The following is a 26,033-nucleotide window of genomic DNA, read 5'->3' on the forward strand; positions in this document are numbered from 1 at the left end:
TGCTCACTCGGAAAAAACAAATTTTTCGATCGCTTTGGCGACGCCGTGGTCATTATTCGATGCGGTGATGTAATCGGCAATCGCTTTTGTCTGTTCCATCGCATTGGCCATTGCCACGCCTACGCCCGCGTATTGCAGCATATGGTGATCGTTCTCGGCATCGCCCATACAGATCACTTCTTCCGCTTTAATGCCGAGATGTTCGGCAATCGCCGCGACACCAATGCCTTTGTTACTCAATGGATTAAGAAACTCTAGGAAGAATGGTGCACTTTGCACTACGGTAAACTGTTGATGAAGCTCACTGGGCAGTTTGGCGATGGTTTCGGTGAGCAGCGACGGCTCAGCAACCATCATCGTTTTGATGATCGGGTGATCGTCTGCGAGTGCTTCGAAGTTCATTTCAGTGATCGGCAAGCCATTGATCTTGGCTTCTATTTCTGTGTAAGGGTTGGTTTGAGGGGTAATCAAACCGTGCTCCTTGCTGAAGGCATGGACGTAAACGCCGAGTTTTTCTGCCAATCGGGCAAGCTGCTTCGCGCTTTTGCCATCGATAATTTGTTCATGGATTAATTCGCCGCTGCCGACGTTCTTCACCATAGAGCCGTTATAGAAAAGAACAAAGTCGCTGTCTGAGGAGATACCGAGCTCATCCAGCTTGTCTTGCATGCCCTCCAGTGGACGGCCCGAAGCCAGTACTACCGTCACGCCTGCTGCGCGAGCGCGTGTAATGGCGGCTTTGTTTTCTGCCGAAATCTGTTTGTCGCTGTTGAGCAAAGTGCCATCCATATCCAGCGCGATTAACTTGAACATACTTACCTACTAAACTTTGAACCAGAGTATTAAAGCGGTAATGAAACACCAAAACGGGGCAGATTAACACAGAATTTTTGCGATCCCAGCAGATTAATTTGACCTGAGAGCGGGAGTCCTTTAAGGTCTGCGCCTTGCGATTTATTGTTAGGGTTGAGAGTTAAGTTGTATAAAGTTAACGAGATGTTTGAAACCATTCAGGGGGAAGGCGTTTTTACTGGTGTGCCAGCGGTGTTCGTCCGTTTGCAAGTGTGCCCAGTGGGCTGCTCCTGGTGTGATACAAAACAAACTTGGCAGGCTTTAGAGCAGGATCAACGCACGTTTGGCGAAATCATTCTCAAATCGGGAGATAGCCCAAGTTGGTGTAATGCTGACGCTGAGGAGATTGTGGCTCAGTATCAACAGCAAGGTTTCAATGCCAAACACATAGTGATCACTGGCGGCGAGCCATGCATTTATGACTTAACTTCTCTAACCGAAGCATTTGAAGCGATCGGCTGTCAATGCCAAATCGAAACAAGTGGTACCTATCCCGTGCAGACCTCGCCTGCAACTTGGGTGACAGTGTCACCCAAAGTGGCGATGAAAGGCAAATTACCCGTGCTTGATAGCGCGTTGCTGCGAGCCAATGAAATCAAACATCCGGTTGGTACAGAAAAAGACATTGAGCAGTTAGATCTGTTGCTGGCCAGAGCCCAAGTGCCTGCAACAACGACGATAGCCCTGCAACCGATCAGCCAGAAAGCCAGAGCGACGCAATTGTGTATTGAGACTTGTATTGCGCGCAACTGGCGTTTATCGGTTCAAACCCACAAATATTTAAGTATTGCCTAGAAGGGATAAGCGATGAATAAAGCGGTAGTGGTTTTTAGTGGCGGTCAAGATTCAACCACTTGTCTTGTGCAAGCTCTGAATGAGTATGATGAGGTCCATGCCATCACCTTTGATTATGGTCAGCGCCATCGTTTGGAGATTGAAGTTGCACAACAACTTGCCGCGGACTTGGGTGTCAAAGCACACAAAGTGATGGATGTCACGTTACTCAATGAGCTGGCGATTAGCTCGCTGACGCGAGATGACATTCCTGTTTCGCATGAACTTCAAGCCAATGGATTACCGAACTCTTTTGTGCCCGGGCGCAACATTCTCTTTCTGACTTTGGCAGGCATTTACGCCTACCAAATCGGTGCTGATACTGTGATAACGGGGGTGTGCGAAACCGATTTCTCTGGCTATCCCGATTGCCGTGATGATTTTGTCAAAGCAATGAACAGTGCGTTGGTTAAAGGGATGGATAAAGCCTTGACCATTAAAACGCCCCTGATGTGGTTAAACAAAGCGGAAACGTGGGCATTGGCCGATCAAAACAAAGCGTTGCAACTGGTCAGGGAGAAAACCTTGACCTGTTACAACGGTGTGATTGGCGATGGTTGCGGTGATTGTCCATCATGCCACTTGCGCAAAGCGGGGCTTGATGACTACCTTAATAACCAACCGCTTGTGATGGCGTCGCTGCTTGAGAAACAGGCTCAAGCGTAACTGGCAGACGGCTGGCATCAACAACCCCCATCTTGCGCTCTCTTTGCCGTTGAGAGAGCGCGAAATCGAGCTTGTTATAGGCGCAGTCGAAGTTCGGCGCCGAACGCTCCAAAACAAGATAGGCCATACAGGCGTTAAGCTGAATCGGCTCGCCAGTTTGTGAATAAATCACGCTGTTGGCTATGCGTTGGCTTAGCTGTTCAACGCGCAGTGGCACATCTATCTCGTCAACCTCTTTCAACAACAGCATGAACTCTGTTCCATTGAGTCGTCCCAATAGCTCCCCTGGCAAAAGATGGGCGATAAGATTGCAAGCGATAGTATGTAATAGCTCATCGCCATACGCGTGGCCAAACTCCCGATTGACGGCTTTAACACTATCTAACTTAAACAAAATCAGTACCGGCACTTTATGTGGGGCTCTGCTAGTCGTTTGCGCTTCTATTGCCTCAATGATTGCGCGGCGATTCAACACTGTTGTTAATCGATCGGTTTGTCGTTGCTTACGGTAGCGATGATTGGCTAACGCCAAAACGAGCAGTAGCGTCACCAACGCAATCAACAACAGTGAGTAGAGAAACTTCTCTTGTTCAAGGCTCTTGACTAAGCGCATTTTGCGCTCAGTTTCACTTTGAAGCTGCGTTAAGCGCAACTGATAGTCAAATTGCTTTTGCGCGAGATCCAATGCCTCAATCGCTTTGGTTGTGTCTTTGTCTCTGAAACTAAGTTCGAGTTGGGAATAGAGCGTGTAGTGTTGATAGGCTTTCTGGTAGTTTCCTTGCAGCACTTCGATGCTCGACTGCAATAATAAGGCGTTCGCTTCGATTACGGGCATATCCATCGATACTGCGAGGTTATAAGCCTGTGTCGCGTGCGTCATCGCTTCGCTGAGCTTGCCCATCTCAAGATAACCGAGGCTAAATCGAGAGTGAACTTCGGCAGCTAAACGGTGGTTTTGCCCTTTTTCTGCCGCTTTAAGCGCGAGTTCGAGATAGTATGACCCTTTCTCTGCATCATTCATTTGCAGATAGAGAGACCCCAAACCAAGATACGTCATGACCAGACCAAAGGTGTGATTTTTCTTAATCAAGATCGAGAGTGCTTGCTCGTAGTAGAGGATTGCTTGCGGCTGATCGCCACGATCGTGATAGAGTTCGGCGAGGCTGTGCAATATTTGTGCTAAGGCAGCCTGAGAATGCCCGCTTTCGCTAATTTCCTTGGCTTTAAGCAAATACTCTTCGGCTTGCGCGTATTGGCTTAGTTCGCGTAGCAAATTGCCAGTATCGTTGTAAGCGCCAGAGACATCCGCGTTTGCAGGTAAATGGCGCAACATCGCTTGATAGTGGATAAGAGATTGCTCAAACTCGCCACGGAAATGTTCGTTATTGGCGATCACGCGATAAACCAAATATTTCGGTAACAGAGATTCACTCTCTTCAGTGGCAAATCGCTTGAGTTGAGAGCAGAAAAACTTGGCTTTGTGGTAATCGCCTTGTTCGTTGAGCGTATAACAAAGCTGGTATAACAGCAGTTCTTGTACTTTCTGTTCTTCGCTTAGTGTCGCTTGATTGAGTAAGGTGGTGAAACCTTTAACTGCTTGTTCATACAAGCCTTTCTGTCGGTCATATAGCGCTTGTATGTAAAGTGATTCTTGGCGAGAGAAGTGAGTATCTTTGTTTTGGCTCGCGCCATAATAGGGCTGATGGCGTGCAGAAAGATAGTCAAATAGTAAGCCACTCACATACAACTTCTCCGCGCCTGGAAGGAGGGCGGAGTAACGATCTTGCAAGAGATCTAAGGCTCGATTGTCATCGGCTCTGAGTTTTTGTTGGTAGACGCCTAACCACTGATGCAGTCCGCTGTTGTCTGCGAGCGTCATACAAGAAAAAGTACAGATGGCGAGCCAAAGTAGTAGCTTGCGTTTAAACATGGGCTGATTTGATGGTAAAAATGAGATACAGGAATGATATCTTTTTGTAAATGAAAAGGTGTGATGCATTCGAGATAGTGAAATATACAATACGTCGTATATCAAAGAGCAATATACCAGAGTTGATAAATGTATCTACAGTGCAGCCAAGCTGTAAAAAAGGCTGGTACAGAGCCAGCCTCTCAATTAAGCAAACATTGCTTAACGATTAAAGATACATTTTTGCCAGCTCAGCCGGCTCAAGTTCTTTACCTTCTAGCTGAGCGTTCCAGTTAATGCCTACCAGTACGCCATCTTCATCTAACGTAATGAGCCAATCTTCAACGAAAATATCAAGAGGAATTTCAAGTACTTCAAAATCAGCCCACTCTTCTACATTGTGTGCGATGGCATCTTCTTTTGCGGACCAAAACGGCATCACTTCACTATTTTCGAATTCTGAAGAGTCACAAGCCAGCCATCCTTCTTCATTTCGAAGACCCCAAACCAGCTTGGTTTCTTGAGTTTCTTGAATGAAAAGGTCCAGATTCGCTTGAATATCCGCAGTTAATTTGCTCATTTTAAAATCTCGATATGAAAAGACCCGCGTAGGGTATCATTTTATCGCAGCCTTACCAATGAGTATCTGAGTTTACGTTGGTGGCGGCTCGACAAAGATAAGGGGCTTTTTCGCCCCTAAAGATTATTTTTTGCTTTTTGGTAGACGGGTAAAAATGGTCCACTCTTCTTTGATGTCACCTTTGTGACCAACAACGGATGCCACGACGCGACGATTCAAAGCGTGGCTGACTTCGTCATCTCCATCATTCGCCAGTTTACTGTCACCAAAACCGACAATGCGCACTCGGTTTGATGAAATACCATAACTGATGAGCATCTCTTTAACGTTATCCGCTCGGCGTTGAGACAGCTCTAGGTTTAGCTTTGCATTGCCCGTACGGCTGGCAAAACCTTGCAGTTCGATTGACGTGGATGGATAAAGTTTCAAAAACTCAGCCAGTTCTTTGATTTGGCTGCGAAATACCGGGTTAATCACGTCGGAGTTGTTGGCAAATAACACCCGAATTTGCATCTGCTGCGTGGTTTTGATGTAAGTTCCGCAGCCATCGTTATCAACTTCCGCGGTACTTGGCGTATCGGGGCACAAATCGCGGGCGTTAATTACGCCATCTCTGTCTTGGTCTTGTAAATCATCAATTTGATCCGCAACTGGAGTGGGGCGGTAATCGTATTCGTCCGCCAGTATGGAGGCAGATACCAAAACAGCAGCTAAGGCAAAAGGTAAAGTGTATGATTTCATTAGTATTCCACCTTTAGGGTCCACTCTTTGGGGATATCGACTCGCAGCGTATCGAGCAATTGCCCAGTCGCATTCATCACACGAAATTTGGCGTATTGCTCTGCATACTTAGCATCTAAGTAACCTTTGCGAGCTTCGAACAGTTCGTTTTCGGTGTTTAACAAATCTAGCAAAGTGCGCTTGCCAATACGGTACTGCTTTTCGTAAGCAATCACTGTATCGGATGCTGAGTCAACGTGATCGGCCAAAAACTCTTTCTGCTGCAAAGTAAGGTCAAGCGCACTCCAAGCTAGGCGCAACCCCTCTTCGACGCTCCGATAACTTCTTTCGCGAAGATCTTTTGCTTTGTTGAGTTGATAAGCGGCACTTTCAGAGTTCGCGGAATCCGTTCCTCCGTTGTACAAGTTGTAACGCATACGAAGCATGGCTGTTAGCTCGTCACTCTGTCCCTCAATGCCACCTGCGTCGCTACGCCAAGTCTGTGACGCTTCAAACGTAAAGGTAGGATAGTTGCGCCCTTTGGTCTGCTTATACTGAAAACGGGCCGAATCGACATCCACCGTTGCGACCTTAATTACCGGGTGATGCTCAAAAGCCTGACTAATCGCTTCATCGACGGTAAATGGAATTCGCTCTTGATCCGCTCGTGGAAAAATCAGTGATTGTGGTGTTTGCCCAACCAAACGAGTAAACATAGTATGAGAATCAAACAAATTATTTTGTGCAGCGGCTAAGTTACCGTGCGCTTTCGCCAATCGAGCTTCGACCTGAGACAAATCTGCGGTAGAACCGATGCCAGAGTTGACTCGTTTCTTAATGTCACTGTAAATACGTTTGTGAGTCATGAGATTGCTTTCAGAAAGCGCTAAGATTTCGTACGCTTTCACCGCATCCAGATAGACTTTGGTCACCTCTAGTGCTTTATCCTGCGCATCTGCTAACAGTTGGTAACGTAGCGACTCCGCTTCCGCTGCTGTTCTATCCATATCGTTGAGTGTGGCAGAACCATCCCAAATCAGTTGCGTTAGGGTTAAAGACGCATCTTTTCGTGTCATATCGGTTGATTCACGAGGAGGATTACCGGCAGGGTTGATGGATTCGAAACCGACACCTGCCTCTAAGTCCACTCTGGGCAAGTAAGCGCCAGAAGAGGCCTGATTAGCATATTGCTTACTTAAGAACTCGTTAAATGCACTTTTTATTTCAGGGTTGGTGGCAAGCGTAATGGCAACCGCTTGCTCTAATGTTTGCCCCACAGCAGGAAGTGACATCACTAACCCAGCGGCTAATGTGCTTATTCGGGTCCACTTCACTCAATTTCTCCTACTCGTTGTTTGCGCTAAGTCTAAGAGATTAGCTGTCTTAATTTTGAGAAGATTACGATAAAACGTCAATTTTTTAGCGCAACAAATCATTAAATCAATGTTGAGCTTGCGTGCTCAATCGCAAAATATCAGTCATTGTAACGAATTCCATCGCCTTTTTCTAACTTGTTGAAATGGATGTTTTAAAGAAATGATGTTCCGTAATGATAGGACGAGATCTGTGATATTGCTTCATAAATGAGACTGTGTGAGCAAAGTCCCCAATAGGTGACAAAAATGTAAAAGAGATTGGTTTTTCGGATGTTCTAGCGATCCCCGTTTGATATACTAATGGCTAAGAAAATAGAATTAATGTGCCCGTCAAAATATTGGCAGAACTGCACCGTCATCACAGAGGTTTACTTATGGATTTCTCAGCCTTTCTTTCTGGAGCTGCCCTTACCGCTGGTCGAATTGTTGTTATTGATTTGAACGGTAATATAAGAATGCTAGCGCCCGGACAAACACCTGCACCTGGCGAAGTTGTGATTGATACCCTAGATGAATCTGAGGTGCCTACAGTTCGAGTGGCGACAGAAAACGGCAGCAATGACATTACTGATGATGTGCAGCAGATTTTTGCAGCGTTAGAAGACGGACAAGATCCAACCCAACTGGGTGATGAGTTTGCTACCGCCGCAGGCGAAACGGGCGGTTCAAGTTTGGTGTCGGCAGGGACGATTTCCCGCGACGGAAGCGAGACCCTAGCAAGTACCGCGTTTACTACCCAAGGTTTGCAGGACCTAGGGCTTAACCAAGCGCAAAGTCTTTCTCTTTTTGAAGTGTACAGTTCTCTTTCTTCTGATGCGGCAACTATCAGTCCAGCAGAAACTTTACCTCTATTAACCGTTACACTAGATGTAGATAGTGGTTCTGAAGCGGACGATTTCCTAACCAATAATGGTTCGTTCACCGTCTCTGGACAAAATGATGGTGCGACGGTCGAATATTTTGTGGATGGCGAGTGGACAACGACAGTTCCAACACCAGTAGAAGGTGAAAACACCATCATCGTTCGTCAGACCGATGCGGCAGGCAACACCTCAGGCAGCAGCACGCTCACATTCACGTTAGACACTACAGCGCCAGATGCGCCGCAGATCTCACTAGACACCGACAGCGGCAGCTTGGCCGATGACTTCCTTACCAACAAAGGCGATTTCACCGTTGCTGGCACTGGAGATGGTGCGACGGTGGAGTACTTTGTTAATGGCGAATGGACCACCACCGCACCCACGCCAGTTGAAGGTCAAAATACCATCATCGTTCGTCAGACCGATTCGGCTGGTAACGTATCTGGCAGCAGTACGCTGACGTTCACGTTAGATACCACAGCGCCAGATGCACCGCAGATCTCACTAGACACTGACAGCGGCAGTTTTGCTGATGACTTCCTGACCAATAAAGGCGATTTCACCGTTGTAGGCACCGAAGAAGGTGCGACGGTGGAGTACTTTGTTAATGGCGAATGGACAACTACAGCGCCAACGCCAGTAGAAGGTGAAAACACCATCACTGTTCGTCAGACCGATGCGGCAGGCAACACTTCTGGCAGCAGCACGCTGACGTTTACTCTGGATACTACGGCTCAGGCAGGTACGGTTTCTATCGATCCAATCACCTCTGATGATGTGATTACAGAAACAGAGAAAAACCAAACAATTATAGTGACTGGTTCAGCGAGTGGTGGTGACATTAAATCTGGAGATGTTGTTACCGCTATCATTAACGGCAACGAATACAAAGGCAGCGTTTCTGAAGATGGAACGTGGGAGCTATCAGTAAACGGTTCAGATCTTGCTGTTGATACTGCTTTTGAAGTTACCGTTAATTCAACAGATGCAGCAGGTAACGAAGTCACCTCCACAGGGGAGTCCGTTCATAGATTTGATGACACGCCTGTTATCGTGAACATTGACATCGATCCAATTACTGAAGACTCGGTAATCAATGCAACTGAATCTCAAAGTGATATCACTATTACTGGTACCGTTTCGGGGGAAGAGTTTGCACAAGGAACGGTAACGCTAATTGTTAATGGCAACGAGTTTAGTGGGCAAGTTGTCGACGGCAGGTATGCAATTGATGTCCCTGGTAATGAGTTACTTGCTGACTCTGACAAACAAGTCTCCGCTGTTGTAGATGTTGTGAACAGCAAGGGTCAAATCGGCTCATCTACCTCTACCGAAGTATACTTTGTTGATACATCTTCACTGGCGACAATACGTGTCAACCCTATCACCAGCGATGATGTGATTAATCTTGCTGAGAGTCAGTCAACCGTTACTGTTAGTGGCCGGGTTGGTTTTGATGCTAAGGCTGGTGATCTAGTCTCAATGACAATTAACGGCACCTTATACACAGCAACGGTTTTGGCAAACAAAACTTGGAGTGTGGAGGTTTCGGGTACCGATCTAGCAAACGATAACAGTTTTGTTGCGACAGTAACTGGTGTGGATAGTGCAGGAAATCCTTACTCCGCCTCTACCACTTCAACACACACAGTCGATACGTCTGCGACAGCGGGTACAGTGACAGTGGATGCGATTACGTCAGATGACGTGATCAACGCGAGTGAAGCGGCAGGTACAGTGGCCGTGACCGGTACAGCCACAGGTGGCGATATCGCACAAGGCGATAAAGTGACCATGACGATCAATGGTACCGACTACGAAACCACGGTTGATGCGAACGGCAACTGGACAGTGGATGTGGCGGGCAGCGACCTAGCGGCGGACACCGAGTTCGAAGTTGTTGTGACGTCTTCGGACTCGGCGGGAAATACCGTAACAAGTTCGGTTTTATCAACTCATGGTGTTGCTCCAGTGGCCACAGACGATACGGCGTCAGGCACAGAAGACGGTGGCGTGATCACCATCGATGTGTTGGCGAACGACAGCGATGTGGATGGCGATACGTTGACCATCACAGGCGCGACGGTCCCAGCAGAGCAAGGTACGGTCGCGATCGTCGACGGCAAACTCGAGTTCACGCCAGCGGCGAACTTCAACGGCGAAGCGACCATCAGCTACACCATCAGCGATGGCAATGGCGGAACCGATACTGCGGACGTGAAAGTGACCGTGGATGCGGTGAACGACGGCCCAGTGGCCACAGACGATACGGCGTCAGGCACAGAAGACGGTGGCGTGATCACCATCGATGTGTTGGCGAACGACAGCGATGTGGATGGCGATACGTTGACCATCACAGGCGCGACGGTCCCAGCAGAGCAAGGTACGGTCGCGATCGTCGACGGCAAACTCGAGTTCACGCCAGCGGCGAACTTCAACGGCGAAGCGACCATCAGCTACACCATCAGCGATGGCAATGGCGGAACCGATACTGCGGACGTGAAAGTGACCGTGGATGCGGTGAACGACGGCCCAGTGGCCACAGACGATACGGCGTCAGGCACAGAAGACGGTGGCGTGATCACCATCGATGTGTTGGCGAACGACAGCGATGTGGATGGCGATACGTTGACCATCACAGGCGCGACGGTCCCAGCAGAGCAAGGTACGGTCGCGATCGTCGACGGCAAACTCGAGTTCACGCCAGCGGCGAACTTCAACGGCGAAGCGACCATCAGCTACACCATCAGCGATGGCAATGGCGGAACCGATACTGCGGACGTGAAAGTGACCGTGGATGCGGTGAACGACGGCCCAGTGGCCACAGACGATACGGCGTCAGGCACAGAAGACGGTGGCGTGATCACCATCGATGTGTTGGCGAACGACAGCGATGTGGATGGCGATACGTTGACCATCACAGGCGCGACGGTCCCAGCAGAGCAAGGTACGGTCGCGATCGTCGACGGCAAACTCGAGTTCACGCCAGCGGCGAACTTCAACGGCGAAGCGACCATCAGCTACACCATCAGCGATGGCAATGGCGGAACCGATACTGCGGACGTGAAAGTGACCGTGGATGCGGTGAACGACGGCCCAGTGGCCACAGACGATACGGCGTCAGGCACAGAAGACGGTGGCGTGATCACCATCGATGTGTTGGCGAACGACAGCGATGTGGATGGCGATACGTTGACCATCACAGGCGCGACGGTCCCAGCAGAGCAAGGTACGGTCGCGATCGTCGACGGCAAACTCGAGTTCACGCCAGCGGCGAACTTCAACGGCGAAGCGACCATCAGCTACACCATCAGCGATGGCAATGGCGGAACCGATACTGCGGACGTGAAAGTGACCGTGGATGCGGTGAACGACGGCCCAGTGGCCACAGACGATACGGCGTCAGGCACAGAAGACGGTGGCGTGATCACCATCGATGTGTTGGCGAACGACAGCGATGTGGATGGCGATACGTTGACCATCACAGGCGCGACGGTCCCAGCAGAGCAAGGTACGGTCGCGATCGTCGACGGCAAACTCGAGTTCACGCCAGCGGCGAACTTCAACGGCGAAGCGACCATCAGCTACACCATCAGCGATGGCAATGGCGGAACCGATACTGCGGACGTGAAAGTGACCGTGGATGCGGTGAACGACGGCCCAGTGGCCACAGACGATACGGCGTCAGGCACAGAAGACGGTGGCGTGATCACCATCGATGTGTTGGCGAACGACAGCGATGTGGATGGCGATACGTTGACCATCACAGGCGCGACGGTCCCAGCAGAGCAAGGTACGGTCGCGATCGTCGACGGCAAACTCGAGTTCACGCCAGCGGCGAACTTCAACGGCGAAGCGACCATCAGCTACACCATCAGCGATGGCAATGGCGGAACCGATACTGCGGACGTGAAAGTGACCGTGGATGCGGTGAACGACGGCCCAGTGGCCACAGACGATACGGCGTCAGGCACAGAAGACGGTGGCGTGATCACCATCGATGTGTTGGCGAACGACAGCGATGTGGATGGCGATACGTTGACCATCACAGGCGCGACGGTCCCAGCAGAGCAAGGTACGGTCGCGATCGTCGACGGCAAACTCGAGTTCACGCCAGCGGCGAACTTCAACGGCGAAGCGACCATCAGCTACACCATCAGCGATGGCAATGGCGGAACCGATACTGCGGACGTGAAAGTGACCGTGGATGCGGTGAACGACGGCCCAGTGGCCACAGACGATACGGCGTCAGGCACAGAAGACGGTGGCGTGATCACCATCGATGTGTTGGCGAACGACAGCGATGTGGATGGCGATACGTTGACCATCACAGGCGCGACGGTCCCAGCAGAGCAAGGTACGGTCGCGATCGTCGACGGCAAACTCGAGTTCACGCCAGCGGCGAACTTCAACGGCGAAGCGACCATCAGCTACACCATCAGCGATGGCAATGGCGGAACCGATACTGCGGACGTGAAAGTGACCGTGGATGCGGTGAACGACGGCCCAGTGGCCACAGACGATACGGCGTCAGGCACAGAAGACGGTGGCGTGATCACCATCGATGTGTTGGCGAACGACAGCGATGTGGATGGCGATACGTTGACCATCACAGGCGCGACGGTCCCAGCAGAGCAAGGTACGGTCGCGATCGTCGACGGCAAACTCGAGTTCACGCCAGCGGCGAACTTCAACGGCGAAGCGACCATCAGCTACACCATCAGCGATGGCAATGGCGGAACCGATACTGCGGACGTGAAAGTGACCGTGGATGCGGTGAACGACGGCCCAGTGGCCACAGACGATACGGCGTCAGGCACAGAAGACGGTGGCGTGATCACCATCGATGTGTTGGCGAACGACAGCGATGTGGATGGCGATACGTTGACCATCACAGGCGCGACGGTCCCAGCAGAGCAAGGTACGGTCGCGATCGTCGACGGCAAACTCGAGTTCACGCCAGCGGCGAACTTCAACGGCGAAGCGACCATCAGCTACACCATCAGCGATGGCAATGGCGGAACCGATACTGCGGACGTGAAAGTGACCGTGGATGCGGTGAACGACGGCCCAGTGGCCACAGACGATACGGCGTCAGGCACAGAAGACGGTGGCGTGATCACCATCGATGTGTTGGCGAACGACAGCGATGTGGATGGCGATACGTTGACCATCACAGGCGCGACGGTCCCAGCAGAGCAAGGTACGGTCGCGATCGTCGACGGCAAACTCGAGTTCACGCCAGCGGCGAACTTCAACGGCGAAGCGACCATCAGCTACACCATCAGCGATGGCAATGGCGGAACCGATACTGCGGACGTGAAAGTGACCGTGGATGCGGTGAACGACGGCCCAGTGGCCACAGACGATACGGCGTCAGGCACAGAAGACGGTGGCGTGATCACCATCGATGTGTTGGCGAACGACAGCGATGTGGATGGCGATACGTTGACCATCACAGGCGCGACGGTCCCAGCAGAGCAAGGTACGGTCGCGATCGTCGACGGCAAACTCGAGTTCACGCCAGCGGCGAACTTCAACGGCGAAGCGACCATCAGCTACACCATCAGCGATGGCAATGGCGGAACCGATACTGCGGACGTGAAAGTGACCGTGGATGCGGTGAACGACGGCCCAGTGGCCACAGACGATACGGCGTCAGGCACAGAAGACGGTGGCGTGATCACCATCGATGTGTTGGCGAACGACAGCGATGTGGATGGCGATACGTTGACCATCACAGGCGCGACGGTCCCAGCAGAGCAAGGTACGGTCGCGATCGTCGACGGCAAACTCGAGTTCACGCCAGCGGCGAACTTCAACGGCGAAGCGACCATCAGCTACACCATCAGCGATGGCAATGGCGGAACCGATACTGCGGACGTGAAAGTGACCGTGGATGCGGTGAACGACGGCCCAGTGGCCACAGACGATACGGCGTCAGGCACAGAAGACGGTGGCGTGATCACCATCGATGTGTTGGCGAACGACAGCGATGTGGATGGCGATACGTTGACCATCACAGGCGCGACGGTCCCAGCAGAGCAAGGTACGGTCGCGATCGTCGACGGCAAACTCGAGTTCACGCCAGCGGCGAACTTCAACGGCGAAGCGACCATCAGCTACACCATCAGCGATGGCAATGGCGGAACCGATACTGCGGACGTGAAAGTGACCGTGGATGCGGTGAACGACGGCCCAGTGGCCACAGACGATACGGCGTCAGGCACAGAAGACGGTGGCGTGATCACCATCGATGTGTTGGCGAACGACAGCGATGTGGATGGCGATACGTTGACCATCACAGGCGCGACGGTCCCAGCAGAGCAAGGTACGGTCGCGATCGTCGACGGCAAACTCGAGTTCACGCCAGCGGCGAACTTCAACGGCGAAGCGACCATCAGCTACACCATCAGCGATGGCAATGGCGGAACCGATACTGCGGACGTGAAAGTGACCGTGGATGCGGTGAACGACGGCCCAGTGGCCACAGACGATACGGCGTCAGGCACAGAAGACGGTGGCGTGATCACCATCGATGTGTTGGCGAACGACAGCGATGTGGATGGCGATACGTTGACCATCACAGGCGCGACGGTCCCAGCAGAGCAAGGTACGGTCGCGATCGTCGACGGCAAACTCGAGTTCACGCCAGCGGCGAACTTCAACGGCGAAGCGACCATCAGCTACACCATCAGCGATGGCAATGGCGGAACCGATACTGCGGACGTGAAAGTGACCGTGGATGCGGTGAACGACGGCCCAGTGGCCACAGACGATACGGCGTCAGGCACAGAAGACGGTGGCGTGATCACCATCGATGTGTTGGCGAACGACAGCGATGTGGATGGCGATACGTTGACCATCACAGGCGCGACGGTCCCAGCAGAGCAAGGTACGGTCGCGATCGTCGACGGCAAACTCGAGTTCACGCCAGCGGCGAACTTCAACGGCGAAGCGACCATCAGCTACACCATCAGCGATGGCAATGGCGGAACCGATACTGCGGACGTGAAAGTGACCGTGGATGCGGTGAACGACGGCCCAGTGGCCACAGACGATACGGCGTCAGGCACAGAAGACGGTGGCGTGATCACCATCGATGTGTTGGCGAACGACAGCGATGTGGATGGCGATACGTTGACCATCACAGGCGCGACGGTCCCAGCAGAGCAAGGTACGGTCGCGATCGTCGACGGCAAACTCGAGTTCACGCCAGCGGCGAACTTCAACGGCGAAGCGACCATCAGCTACACCATCAGCGATGGCAATGGCGGAACCGATACTGCGGACGTGAAAGTGACCGTGGATGCGGTGAACGACGGCCCAGTGGCCACAGACGATACGGCGTCAGGCACAGAAGACGGTGGCGTGATCACCATCGATGTGTTGGCGAACGACAGCGATGTGGATGGCGATACGTTGACCATCACAGGCGCGACGGTCCCAGCAGAGCAAGGTACGGTCGCGATCGTCGACGGCAAACTCGAGTTCACGCCAGCGGCGAACTTCAACGGCGAAGCGACCATCAGCTACACCATCAGCGATGGCAATGGCGGAACCGATACTGCGGACGTGAAAGTGACCGTGGATGCGGTGAACGACGGCCCAGTGGCCACAGACGATACGGCGTCAGGCACAGAAGACGGTGGCGTGATCACCATCGATGTGTTGGCGAACGACAGCGATGTGGATGGCGATACGTTGACCATCACAGGCGCGACGGTCCCAGCAGAGCAAGGTACGGTCGCGATCGTCGACGGCAAACTCGAGTTCACGCCAGCGAATGGTTTTAGTGGTAAAGCAACTGTTACTTATACTATTACCGATGGAGTTGCGTTTGATACTGCAGAAGTTTCAGTGAGTGTTAATCGTGTTTCAGTTGATCCAATTACTGCTGATGATGTGATCAACGCGAGTGAAGCGGCAGGCACAGTGACCGTGACCGGTACAGCCACAGGTGGCGATATCGCGACAGGCGATACAGTCACGCTAGAAATCAACGGTAAGACTTACACAACCACAGTGGCCGCAGGTGGCACATGGTCTGTGGACGTTGCAGGTTCAGACTTGGCCGCGGATACGGCGTTCGACGCGGTGGTGACGTCTTCGGATGCGGCGGGTCACACCGTCGATACAACAGGCTCTTCAACTCACACGGTAGACCTTGCCGCGACAGCCTCTATTAATGTAGATCCAATCACGGATGACAGAATCATTAATGCCAATGAGTCTGCTGAAGGTGTGTTGATTCCTATCACTGGTTGGGTAGGTGGTGATGCTAGACCTGGCGATACCGTTACAATTACTCTTGGTGGAGTCGAGATTGGTCGTGCATTGGTTTCCAATGATACAAATGCAGATGGTAAGTACCTATTTACGGTCGAAGTATTAGGTTCTCAGTTAGTTAATACTACGCTTCAATATCCTCATATTGTTGCCACTGTCACTGGGACAGATGGTGCGGGGAATGAGTTCAGTAAGGCTAGCACTGAAGTTTATAAAGTTGACCAAAGCTTAGACATCGAAGTTTTTGTTGAAGAAATAAGCGGCGATAATGTCATTAATTTTGATGAACAGGGAAATGTGACTATCTCCGGTTTTGTCGAAAAAGGAGCGTCTATAGATACCATTACAATTACTGATAAAGACGGTAATCCAATGGTGATCTCTTCGGGGATCTCGGTCGATACTAGTGATGAGAATGCTGACTATTTCTCAGTCGTTGTAGATGTTTCGCAACTGACTGATGGACAACTAAACGTCGTGGTAAGTGCCACTGATAGCGCTGGTAATACAGCTGATTCAGAAGTTGTTCATATTTCGAAAGATACTACGGTTTCTCTTACTTCCAAAATTACTGATGAAACAAATAGCGGGTCTAAAGAGGACAATGTCACCAACGATTCAACTCCATCCATTACTGGCTTAACGGAAGCGGGTGCGAGCGTGACTATTACCTACACTGATGCGACAGGTGCCCCTCGAACAGTCACTGGTACAGCGGATGCAGAAGGTAAATATACCATTCATATCAGTAATGCGCTGGCAGAAGGTAGTAATGATCTTTCTGTTAGCGCCGTAGACAAAGCGGGTAATACGACCACGATTGTACAGATTGTGGTTGTCGATACTTCGGTTGCGCCTGTGGCACAGGATGACACGGTATCTGTATACCGCGGTTTGACGGGTTATTATTACAGTTCCAATGATAGTGAAAACGGAAATCTGACTTCGGTTCAAGATGCATTGGATGTTATCGCGAGTAAAGACCCAGAACTTACCTTTGAAGCGCGTGACATTAATTACTCATTAGATGCCAACAACAATAGCTTGAGTTCAAAATCTCAGGTTGCTGATTTCCTAAATAATGATGCAGGATCATTACAGGGCGAAGTGGCAAATCACACAGATGGTGTGATTAAGATGAGTGGTTCGGTTTATCTAGAAGCAGGCAATTACGCATTTAAAGTGAGAGCAGATGATGGCTATACAATATTAATTGATGGCGTTGCTGTAGCGACAGTTGACCGTAATCAATCACCTACAACAACCATGCATAGCTCCTTTGAGATAAGCAGCGATGGCTACCATAAGATTGAAATTGTGTATTGGGATCAGGGTGGAAATGCAGTACTCGATGTCAATCTAGGTACTGTTGATGCTAACGGCAACTTCAATAATGGCGAGCATGATCTAAACGACTATCCGTTGATTGGCGATACACTGACGACTAAAGAGGGTAGTGAGCTCGTACTAAATAGCACACTGCTTTTGGGCAATGATTACGATCTTAATGATGGTGACACTATCTCTATCGTTGCTGATGGTTTTAGTTCAAACGATGGAGCCGTATCATATGATGCTGCGACAGGAGAGATCATCTTTACGCCAAACGAAGGTGTTACGGGGTCGGCAAGCTTCACTTACACCATCGTTGATAGTACAGGCAAGACAGATACCGCAACGGTTACCACTTTGGTCACTCCAATCAGTGATGGCTTGAGTGTTTCTGCCACTTTGAGTTCTGTTAGTGGCAATGTCGCCGATACTTTAGTGGCAGCTCAGCTTGCTGCGATAGAAGGTAAACTTGCCGACAGTTCTGCGAACGGTGATGATAACTATCTTATTAGCCATGGTGCTTTGGTTGAAGGTTTGGATGGAAACGACACCATCGTCTACGGCTCCGGCTCACAAATGACGGCCAATGGTGGTCGTGGTGATGACGTAATCATTGGCAGCAACGGAACGTCTACCACAGAGTACTTGAGAGGTGGTGACGGCAATGACATTTTGATTGGTTCCGTTTCTTCTAGCAGCATCCGGTTAGATGGGGATGCTGGTAATGATATCCTTGTATCACGTAGTGCAGAGTCTTCTACGGCTTATTATGGCGGCATTGGCTTTGATAAGGCCTATTTGACTGGCAGCAGTAGTGACTACAGCTTGACGCTAAATAATTACTCAGACTTTACCTTAATCCACCAAGGAACAGGCAACGCGCATCATGACTTCTACAGTGTAGAGAGTTTGTATTTCGCAGATGGCAAGTTTGAAGTAAGTGGTGGTCAGTTAGTCAAAACGGCAGAAATATATCAGCTAAATATCGATATTGACCTGAATGATAACGATGGTAGTGAAGTCATCACGGAAGTGACGGTGTCGGGTGTACCTAGTGGCGTGATTTTGTCAATTGGTGAGAATCTTGGTAACAGCCTTTGGAGTATTCCGGTAAGCGCACTGGACTCTGATGGCAAAGTGGCAGTAGTTTTAGAAGCACCAGTAGGAACTTCACCCAAACTTACCGTCACGGCTGGTGCACAGGAAGTGGATAGCAGTGGTCAAGCGATAGATTGGCCTAAGTATGCTTCGACAGACATTGGCACGGTCAGTTTGCCTGATGGATCACCAAACGGTGATAACACGCTTGAAGGCGGCAAAGGCGACGATGTGTTGATGGGCGATATTGGTGGGTATGTTGTCAGCGTTCAACCGGGTGTCAATTACAATATTGCTCTAATTATCGACACGTCAGGTTCAATGAAGTTTGACTTGGCCGGTAATGACAATGGTTTCAGCAATGGTTACCAAAGCCAGTCACAGTATGATGCTTCGCGAATGAAATTGGTGATTGATGCACTGACAAGCCTCGCAAAAGATTTAGTGAATCATGACGGTGTGATCAATATTCATTTAATTGGCTTTGAATCAAGCGCGAACTCAGCTTTGAAACTTCAGCTAACAGCCGATAACTTGCAGCAATTATTGACTAAAATTCAAGATATGGATGCGCAGGGTGGCACTAACTACGAAGCGGCGTTTGATTTAGCGAGTGATTGGTTTAGCGAACAGCCAACAGAAGGTTATGAGAACTTAACTTACTTCCTGACAGATGGGGATCCAACTTTCAGCAACCGCGGTGATAATGGCGCGGGTAATACAACAGATTATTGGGATATGTATGATGCCATTGAGGCATTCAAAGATTTGAGCAATCAGAGCACAGTTCATGCAATTGGTATCGGTGATGGTATTACAGAAAGCCACCTGAAGTTTTTTGACAATACCGCAGAAACGTCACTGCAAGCCGTTGATGGAATGTATGTAACCAATGCAGTGTTGCATTTTGATAATGGAACACATGCACAATCGGTACAAACGGATGGCTCTGGTAGTGTTTACTACGCAGATAAAAAATTGGTGATGACTGACCCAGATGCTAGATGGGATAACAATACTGATGCCACTAAATATGTCTCTGAAGTGACTTCAATTGTAGACGACAACTCAACAGTTCAGTTTGAGCTTCGTATCGCTAGAGGTGATTTTGTCTGGAAGCTATTTAGTGCTAATGGAACGCTCGTTTCCTCAGGGGAAACGGATAGTTCACAAACTATCAGTATAGAGGTAGTTAATGCAGGAAATTACTACTTTGAATTCAGTTTTGAAGGAGAGAGTAATACAGCTTTGCCGAATGGGAGAAGCTATGCATGGGCAGAAGTTGGTTCAATCAATAGCTACAGCCAGTATTATGCTCAGGCTGGAGAAGTTCAAATTGTAAACTCTGCTGAGGAACTTCAGGCCGCTCTGCAAGGCTCTAAAACCATCACAGATATTGCGGAAATGGGTAACGATACGGTCAATGGCGGTGACGGTGACGGTGACGGTGACGGTGACGATATTCTGTTTGGTGACGCAATAAATACCGATAATCTTCCATGGGGGCAAGATGGTAACCCAGATAAACCTACGGATTTAGTTGATGGTGCGGGATATAACGCTTTGGTTATGTTCCTTGAGTTGCGCGATGGTGTTACACCGTCTCAAGTTGCTATCTATGAGTTCATTAAGAACAATTATGAGCTATTTAACGTTGCGGGTGATAGTCGTGGAGGCAACGATATCCTAAATGGTGGAGAGGGTAACGATATCCTTTATGGTCAAGGTGGCAACGACATCCTCATCGGCGGTCTTGGTGATGACATTCTAACCGGTGGGGAAGGAGCGGATATCTTCAAGTTTGTTGACTATGGCACAGGACTGCGTGATGGTGAGAGAGACATTATTACCGACTTTACGGCAGGTGAAGATAAGATCGATCTTTCCGATCTGCTTCATACGGATCAGTCTGATTCTATCGATTCATTGCTGGCGAGAAACGAAATAGGCCTTACTCTTAACGGTGGTCATTTAGAACTGACCATTTCAGATGGTTCTAGCAATCAAACGGTGGTTATTGAGAATGGTGCATCGCAGTATCAGTCTTATATCGCTGATGGTGCAATTACCAACATGAATGCGATTTTGAATGACTTACTGAAGATCCATGACAATTAACTAAACAAAAAGGGCCGAAAGGCCCTTTTTTAATCATTCCCATTTTTCACCGGACATGCTCGGGATGAGTATGTTTAAAGCACCTTACACGCAAAACCTTTGAGGTAGAAACCTTCTGGGTAGGCCGTGTCGGTTGGGTGATCGGCCGCCTGTTCGAAACGCTCTACAAATTTGACGCTTCTGCCAGCATCGACTGCGGCATCGGCAATGATTTTTTGGAACAACACTTGGTCCATCAGACCAGAGCAAGAGTAGGTGAGCAGTGTGCCGCCGGGTTTGAGAATTTGCATCGCGAGCATGTTGATGTCTTTATAGCCACGACATGCGCCATTGAGTTGCGCTTTGCTTTCGGCAAACTTGGGTGGGTCCATGATCACCACGTCAAATTGAGTGCCTTGGTCGCGATATTCACGTAGCAGTTTGAACACATCGGCATTTAAGAACACGGCGCGTTTCTTGGAAATATCAAAATCGTTCAACTCTGCGTTGAATTTTGCAGTGTCCAAGGCGGGTTGCGAGACGTCTGCGTTGATCACGCGTTTGGCTCCGCCTTTTAAAGCATAAAGACCAAAACCGCCGGTATAGGAAAAGCAGTTTAAAACCTCTTTATCTTTGACGTACTTCATCGCTTGCTGGCGACTGTCGCGTTGATCGAGGTAGAAACCGGTTTTGTGGCCGCCGACGATGTCGACGCTAATTTTGACGCCATTTTCTTCGATAACGACCGATTTAGGCGGTATTTCACCATGTAACACACCAGTGGTTTCTTTCAGTCCCTCTTTTTTACGAACGGCCACATCTGAGCGTTCGTAAACATTGCAGTCAGGAAATACCTCAACCAAAGCGCCAACAATATTTTGCTTTTGATGTTCTGCACCCGCGCTGAGCAGTTGGCAGACAAAGAAATTTTGGTAACGGTCGATGGTGACACCTGGCATACCATCGGATTCTGCCGCGATCAAGCGATAACCCGTCAAACCATCGCGTTCAATAACTTCTTGACGAAGAAGCTGCGCGTCTTGGAGACGTTTTACAAAAAACGCTTTGTTAATGTCTTGTTTTTCAAAGCTCCATACGCGAGCGCGAATTTGCGATTCAGGAGAGTAGGCCGCTTTTGCCAACCATTTACCATCGTGAGCCAATACGTCAACGGTTTCTCCCAGTTGCGGATTGCCTTCCACCTTGTCGATGCCACGAGAAAAAATCCATGGATGACGTCTGATGACGGATTTCTCACGGCCTTTGGCTAAATAGATTGAAGCAGACATTGCAGTACTCTTAAGAAATTTGAAAGTGGGGTATTTTCATGGAATCAGCGTAGAAAAGCAAATAACAAAAAGGCCGCGTTATGCGGCCTGATTAACTTGGATGATCGTTAAGCTTTCAGCCCAGTGAGCAAGCTTTCCATTGCATCACTTTGTGTGCGAAGTTGCTCGACATTACGTGATGTCATGGTGATCATTTCGCAAACCTGATTGGACTGATGACGTATTTCCTCCACGCTTGCGGCAATATTATCGGCCACGACGCCTTGCTCTTCAGCCGCCGTTGCAATTTGCAAGCTACTATCGGAGATAGTTTGGTTCTTATCGGCGAGCGAGGCGATTTCATGATTCACTTCCGACATCAACGCTTGCCCTTGGCTGGCATTGCTCACGGTGACTTCCATCAGCTTGGTTAATGACTGGCTGTTACGTTGTAATGCTTCAATCATGGATTGAATTTCGACGGTTGCTTTCTGAGTTCTTCCCGCTAACGCACGAACCTCATCCGCCACGACCGCAAAACCACGCCCTTGTTCACCCGCACGTGCGGCTTCTATCGCGGCGTTGAGAGCTAATAGGTTGGTCTGCTCTGAAATACCGTTGATGGTGGTGACCACTTCATCGATCTGCGCTGCATTGGCATCGAGCTCTTCTACAGCCTGAGAAGCAGATTGAATTTCTGTCGACAGTTTAGAAATCGAACTCAAGGTGTTCACCACTTTCACTTGACCAGATTGTGCCACGCTACGTGCATCTTCCGTTTGAGTGCTGGAATCATGCGCCAAATTGGCGACTTCACGGATAGTCGACGCCATCTGTTCTGTGGCACTGGCTAAAGAATTGAGGTGCTCTTGTTGAGTGCCTGAAATGTCAGAGCTTTTATGCATCGACTGGTTCAAGTCTGAGCTGATCTGCTGCATCAAAGCGACGGATTCTTGGATAGACAACACCATCTTTTGCTCACGTTCTGCCACTTTATCGATGGTGATCGCAATGGTGCTGAACTCGTCTCTCACCTGAAAGAAGTTCATACGAGCGGTGAGGTCGCCATTGGCTAAGGTGCTCAGCGCTTTATTCATGGTAAACATCGCGCCGCCAATAAAGGTCATGATGTAGTAGACACCCATCACCAAAACAAACAGCGAACCGAGAATAATAGTGAGATGCGTACTTGAAAGTGCCGATAACAAATTGCCTTGCTGCGAAGAGACCAGACTAAACGCGCCATTCATCACCAAAACCGCGTCTTTTCCGTTGCCAATTGCAATCGCAGGGTAAGCGGAGAGCAGTTCAGCGACTTGATTACGCGTCAAATTTCCCGATTCAATCAGACCTTTAACCAGCATGAGCTGATCTTGATACGCTTCATTTAGCATCGCATCTGCGGCATTGGTGAGAACAAAAGTTAGCATCAATAATGCTAAAACTGGGAGGAGGAAGAGCAAATAGAATTTTTCTTGAATTTTTAAGTGGATGAGATACTTATCAATCCAACGAAATGGAATTTCTTTCATAATTATTATACTCGTAGTGACCCACTGTCCTTTGTGGGGTGAATAGAGTTGATAAATATATCACTCAAAAAAACGGAGAGGTATACGGATGACAAAACGATGCGAGAAATTTGTGGTCTCGGGCATAGTTCAGGGCGTTGGCTTTCGCTATCACACGTCACATCAAGGGTTGAAGCTGGGGTTAGTCGGCTATGCAAAGAATCTGCACAACGGCAATGTTGAAGTGATCGCTTGCGGCGAAGAAGAAAGCCTTGAGGCATTTGCTCGTTGGTTGACCCACGGACCAAAAACGGCACAAGTTGATGCATTGAGCCGAGAAGAGAGTGTTTATCGAGACTTTGATGGCTTCGAAATCTTGTAGCCAGCCTTGGCTACAAGAGCGCTTATAAACATTTTGCGGGTTTAGGCAATCCAGCCAATTTAGTGGCTTGTTTTGCCGGGCCTTGCTTAAAAAGCTTAAATAAGTATTTGCTGTTTCCTTTTTCTGGGCCATGCGCTTTTTCCATCGCTTTTACCAGCATTCTCACCGCAGGAGAAGTGTTAAATTCCAGATAAAAGTTGCGAACAAAGTGGATCACTTCCAAATGTGCGTCGGTCAATTCAATCCCTTCTTGCTCCGCGAGTATGGCGATCATGCATTCATCCCACACCGTGTGATCGAGCAGGTAGCCTTGAGCATCAGTTTCAATTTCTTTTCCGTTATAAACAAACATGGTGGTTATCCGTCGTTGTTTCGACAAGTGGCGACAAAGAAGAGTAGAGTAGCCTAGTATTCATCGATAGCTCAACCGAAGTTTGTGCAGATTGAATTGAGTGGTTAAATTTAATGCGTCGTTCAAAAAGGCGTTTTAGAAGTTTAACTTGCATATATATGCGAGTGAGTTAGAAAATTTTCGAGATGGGTAGCAATAATAATGCTAATAAATTTAAAATATGCGCATAAAAAAGCCCGAGCTCGGGCTTTTTTTATGTTTAAAACGAGATTAATCGTCGTTCATGATGCCAAGAATACTTAACAAGCTAGTGAACAAGTTGAGAATGTTCAAGTACATCGAGATGGTTGCGCTGACGTAGTTGGTCTCTTCTCCACGTACGATACGGCTAGTGTCGTACAGAATAAAGCCGGAGAAAACCAGAGCAGAAACGCTACTGATGACCAAATGACCCAGTGTCGAACCCACAAAGATGTTGATGATGGCGGCGACGATAACAATGATCAAACCTGCCACCAGGAAGTTACGCATAAAAGAGAAATCTTTTTTGCTGGTGATGGTGTAGGCAGAAAGGCCAAGAAACACCATACCGGTTAAGCCTAGCGCTTGTGCGATGATGGTTGGGCCGCTAGGAATCGACGCGTAGTAGGTTAGCATCGGGCCTAATGCACCACCCATTAGGGTTGTAAAGACAAATGTCCAGACGATCCCCATTGACGAGTTAATGCTACGCGGTAGTGCAAAAAACAGAATACCAAGTGCGGTGAGTTGCATGACGAGCGCCACGATGGGCGAAATACCAATCGCCATCGTTGCCATCGCTGCAATAGCACTAGTGACTAAGGTCATAGACAGTAGGAAATAGGTATTCTTCAGTACTTTATTTGTCTGAAGTGTACTTTCCATACTGGTTGTACGAGAAAACATTGGACTGTTCATAATCTTCCTCTTAAAAAGATCGGTTTACTTATATGTACATTAATGAGGCCGATAGTTCCAAAAATCAAGCCTGACGTTGTACCTAACTAGGCAAAATAATAGTAGAAATAGTAACTTATGTATCGCTCAAGTTGTAACACTTTATTGCGAATCTGCAAAAGAAAAAGAGGTGTTTCGCAACACCTCTTGGTTTTTCTCTGTATTAATGGTGGAGTATTTGTGCGAGGAAATTCTGAGTTCGATCAGATTGCGGATTTTCGAAGAAATCTTTCGGATTATTCTCTTCAATGATTTCACCCGCATCCATGAATATCACTCTGTCTGCCACTTCTTTGGCAAAACCCATTTCGTGGGTAACACAAAGCATGGTCATCCCTTCTTCAGCCAGTTCCACCATAACGTCTAATACCTCACGCACCATTTCCGGATCCAGCGCTGAGGTCGGCTCGTCAAACAGCATGACTTTAGGGCTCATGCACAGCGATCTTGCAATCGCAACACGCTGTTGCTGACCACCTGACAACTGGCCTGGGAACTTGTCTGCCTGTTCTGGAATGCGTACACGTTCAAGGTATTTCATCGCGATCGCTTCCGCTTCTTCTTTAGGCATCTTTTTCACCCAAATTGGGGCGAGCGTGCAGTTTTCTAAGACTGTCAGGTGTGGGAAGAGGTTAAAGTGCTGAAAACACATGCCGACTTCTTTTCTCACCGCCTCAATGTTTTTTAAGTCCTCGGTCAATTCCGTACCAGAAACGATGATTTGCCCTGCTTGGTGTTCTTCCAAGCGGTTGATGCAGCGGATCATGGTGGACTTACCAGAACCGGACGGGCCACAAATAACAATTTTCTCGCCCTTTTTGACATTCAAATTGATGTTTTTTAGTACGTGAAACTCACCGTACCACTTGTTCATATCCTTCAGTTGGATCATGTAATCTTGTTGTTGCGTCATAATACGTCCTTGA

The 26,033-nt window shown here is 49.2% G+C and carries 14 protein-coding genes; 4 read left to right on the forward strand and 10 right to left on the reverse strand.

The annotated features are described in order from the left end of the window. Positions 1–3 precede the first annotated feature (3 nt). The gene (locus EA26_RS07460; protein WP_039426291.1) at positions 4–813 is read right to left on the reverse strand and encodes a Cof-type HAD-IIB family hydrolase; all 810 of its coding nucleotides are present in this window, start codon (positions 811–813) and stop codon (positions 4–6) included. Between the two features lie 165 nt (positions 814–978). Here EA26_RS07460 and queE point away from each other — a divergent pair, with 165 nt between their 5' ends. Both queE and queC read left to right on the forward strand, forming a co-directional pair. Continuing rightward, positions 979–1,647, forward strand: a complete 669-nt coding sequence (gene queE, locus EA26_RS07465; protein WP_081947043.1) for a 7-carboxy-7-deazaguanine synthase QueE — start codon at positions 979–981, stop codon at positions 1,645–1,647. Positions 1,648–1,659: 12 nt separating this feature from the next. Further along, entirely contained in the window at positions 1,660–2,352 is a 693-nt protein-coding gene (queC, locus tag EA26_RS07470; protein ID WP_039426297.1) for a 7-cyano-7-deazaguanine synthase QueC, read from the forward strand. On the opposite strand, the gene EA26_RS07475 is transcribed toward queC, so the two are convergent. The 4 genes from EA26_RS07475 to EA26_RS07490 all read right to left on the reverse strand — a co-directional run bounded on the left by EA26_RS07475 (position 2,297) and on the right by EA26_RS07490 (position 6,895). Further along, positions 2,297–4,282, reverse strand: a complete 1,986-nt coding sequence (locus EA26_RS07475) for a diguanylate cyclase domain-containing protein (protein WP_081947044.1) — start codon at positions 4,280–4,282, stop codon at positions 2,297–2,299. The two genes, queC and EA26_RS07475, sit on opposite strands and share 56 nt — an antisense overlap. Positions 4,283–4,490: 208 nt before the next feature. Next, positions 4,491–4,841: a DUF2750 domain-containing protein gene (locus EA26_RS07480; protein ID WP_039426300.1), complete on the reverse strand. Its 351-nt coding sequence runs from the start codon at positions 4,839–4,841 to the stop codon at positions 4,491–4,493. Positions 4,842–4,964: 123 nt separating this feature from the next. Next, positions 4,965–5,582, reverse strand: a complete 618-nt coding sequence (locus EA26_RS07485; RefSeq protein ID WP_039426302.1) for an OmpA family protein — start codon at positions 5,580–5,582, stop codon at positions 4,965–4,967. Further along, entirely contained in the window at positions 5,582–6,895 is a 1,314-nt protein-coding gene (locus EA26_RS07490; protein WP_039426305.1) for a TolC family outer membrane protein, read from the reverse strand. Before EA26_RS07490 ends, EA26_RS07485 begins: the two co-directional genes overlap by 1 nt. A 416-nt stretch (positions 6,896–7,311) precedes the next feature. Here EA26_RS07490 and EA26_RS21335 point away from each other — a divergent pair, with 416 nt between their 5' ends. Then, complete coding sequence (locus tag EA26_RS21335) at positions 7,312–20,637, forward strand: cadherin-like domain-containing protein (protein WP_152593665.1); 13,326 nt, start codon at positions 7,312–7,314, stop codon at positions 20,635–20,637. 74 nt (positions 20,638–20,711) lie between these two features. On the opposite strand, the gene EA26_RS07500 is transcribed toward EA26_RS21335, so the two are convergent. Then, on the reverse strand, positions 20,712–21,905 hold the full coding sequence (locus tag EA26_RS07500) for a class I SAM-dependent methyltransferase (RefSeq protein WP_039426307.1): 1,194 nt from the start codon (positions 21,903–21,905) through the stop codon (positions 20,712–20,714). A gap of 107 nt (positions 21,906–22,012) precedes the next feature. Further along, positions 22,013–23,416, reverse strand: a complete 1,404-nt coding sequence (locus EA26_RS07505; protein WP_039426310.1) for a methyl-accepting chemotaxis protein — start codon at positions 23,414–23,416, stop codon at positions 22,013–22,015. A gap of 88 nt (positions 23,417–23,504) precedes the next feature. Between EA26_RS07505 and yccX the strand changes: the two genes are divergently transcribed. Continuing rightward, positions 23,505–23,777: an acylphosphatase gene (gene yccX, locus EA26_RS07510; protein WP_039426312.1), complete on the forward strand. Its 273-nt coding sequence runs from the start codon at positions 23,505–23,507 to the stop codon at positions 23,775–23,777. Positions 23,778–23,799: 22 nt separating this feature from the next. Here yccX and EA26_RS07515 read toward each other — a convergent pair whose 3' ends face one another. From EA26_RS07515 to EA26_RS07525, 3 genes are all read right to left on the reverse strand, one after another. Further along, positions 23,800–24,129 carry a TusE/DsrC/DsvC family sulfur relay protein gene (locus EA26_RS07515; RefSeq protein ID WP_039426314.1) on the reverse strand — a complete coding sequence of 110 codons (330 nt, stop codon included), beginning with the start codon at positions 24,127–24,129 and terminating at the stop codon, positions 23,800–23,802. A gap of 270 nt (positions 24,130–24,399) precedes the next feature. Beyond that, positions 24,400–25,068, reverse strand: a complete 669-nt coding sequence (locus EA26_RS07520; RefSeq protein WP_039426316.1) for a Bax inhibitor-1 family protein — start codon at positions 25,066–25,068, stop codon at positions 24,400–24,402. A gap of 202 nt (positions 25,069–25,270) precedes the next feature. Then, entirely contained in the window at positions 25,271–26,020 is a 750-nt protein-coding gene (locus tag EA26_RS07525; RefSeq protein ID WP_039426318.1) for an amino acid ABC transporter ATP-binding protein, read from the reverse strand. Between the last annotated feature and the right edge of the window lie 13 nt (positions 26,021–26,033).

This window comes from Vibrio navarrensis (assembly GCF_000764325.1).
GTDB classification, from domain to species: Bacteria; Pseudomonadota; Gammaproteobacteria; order Enterobacterales; family Vibrionaceae; genus Vibrio; species Vibrio navarrensis.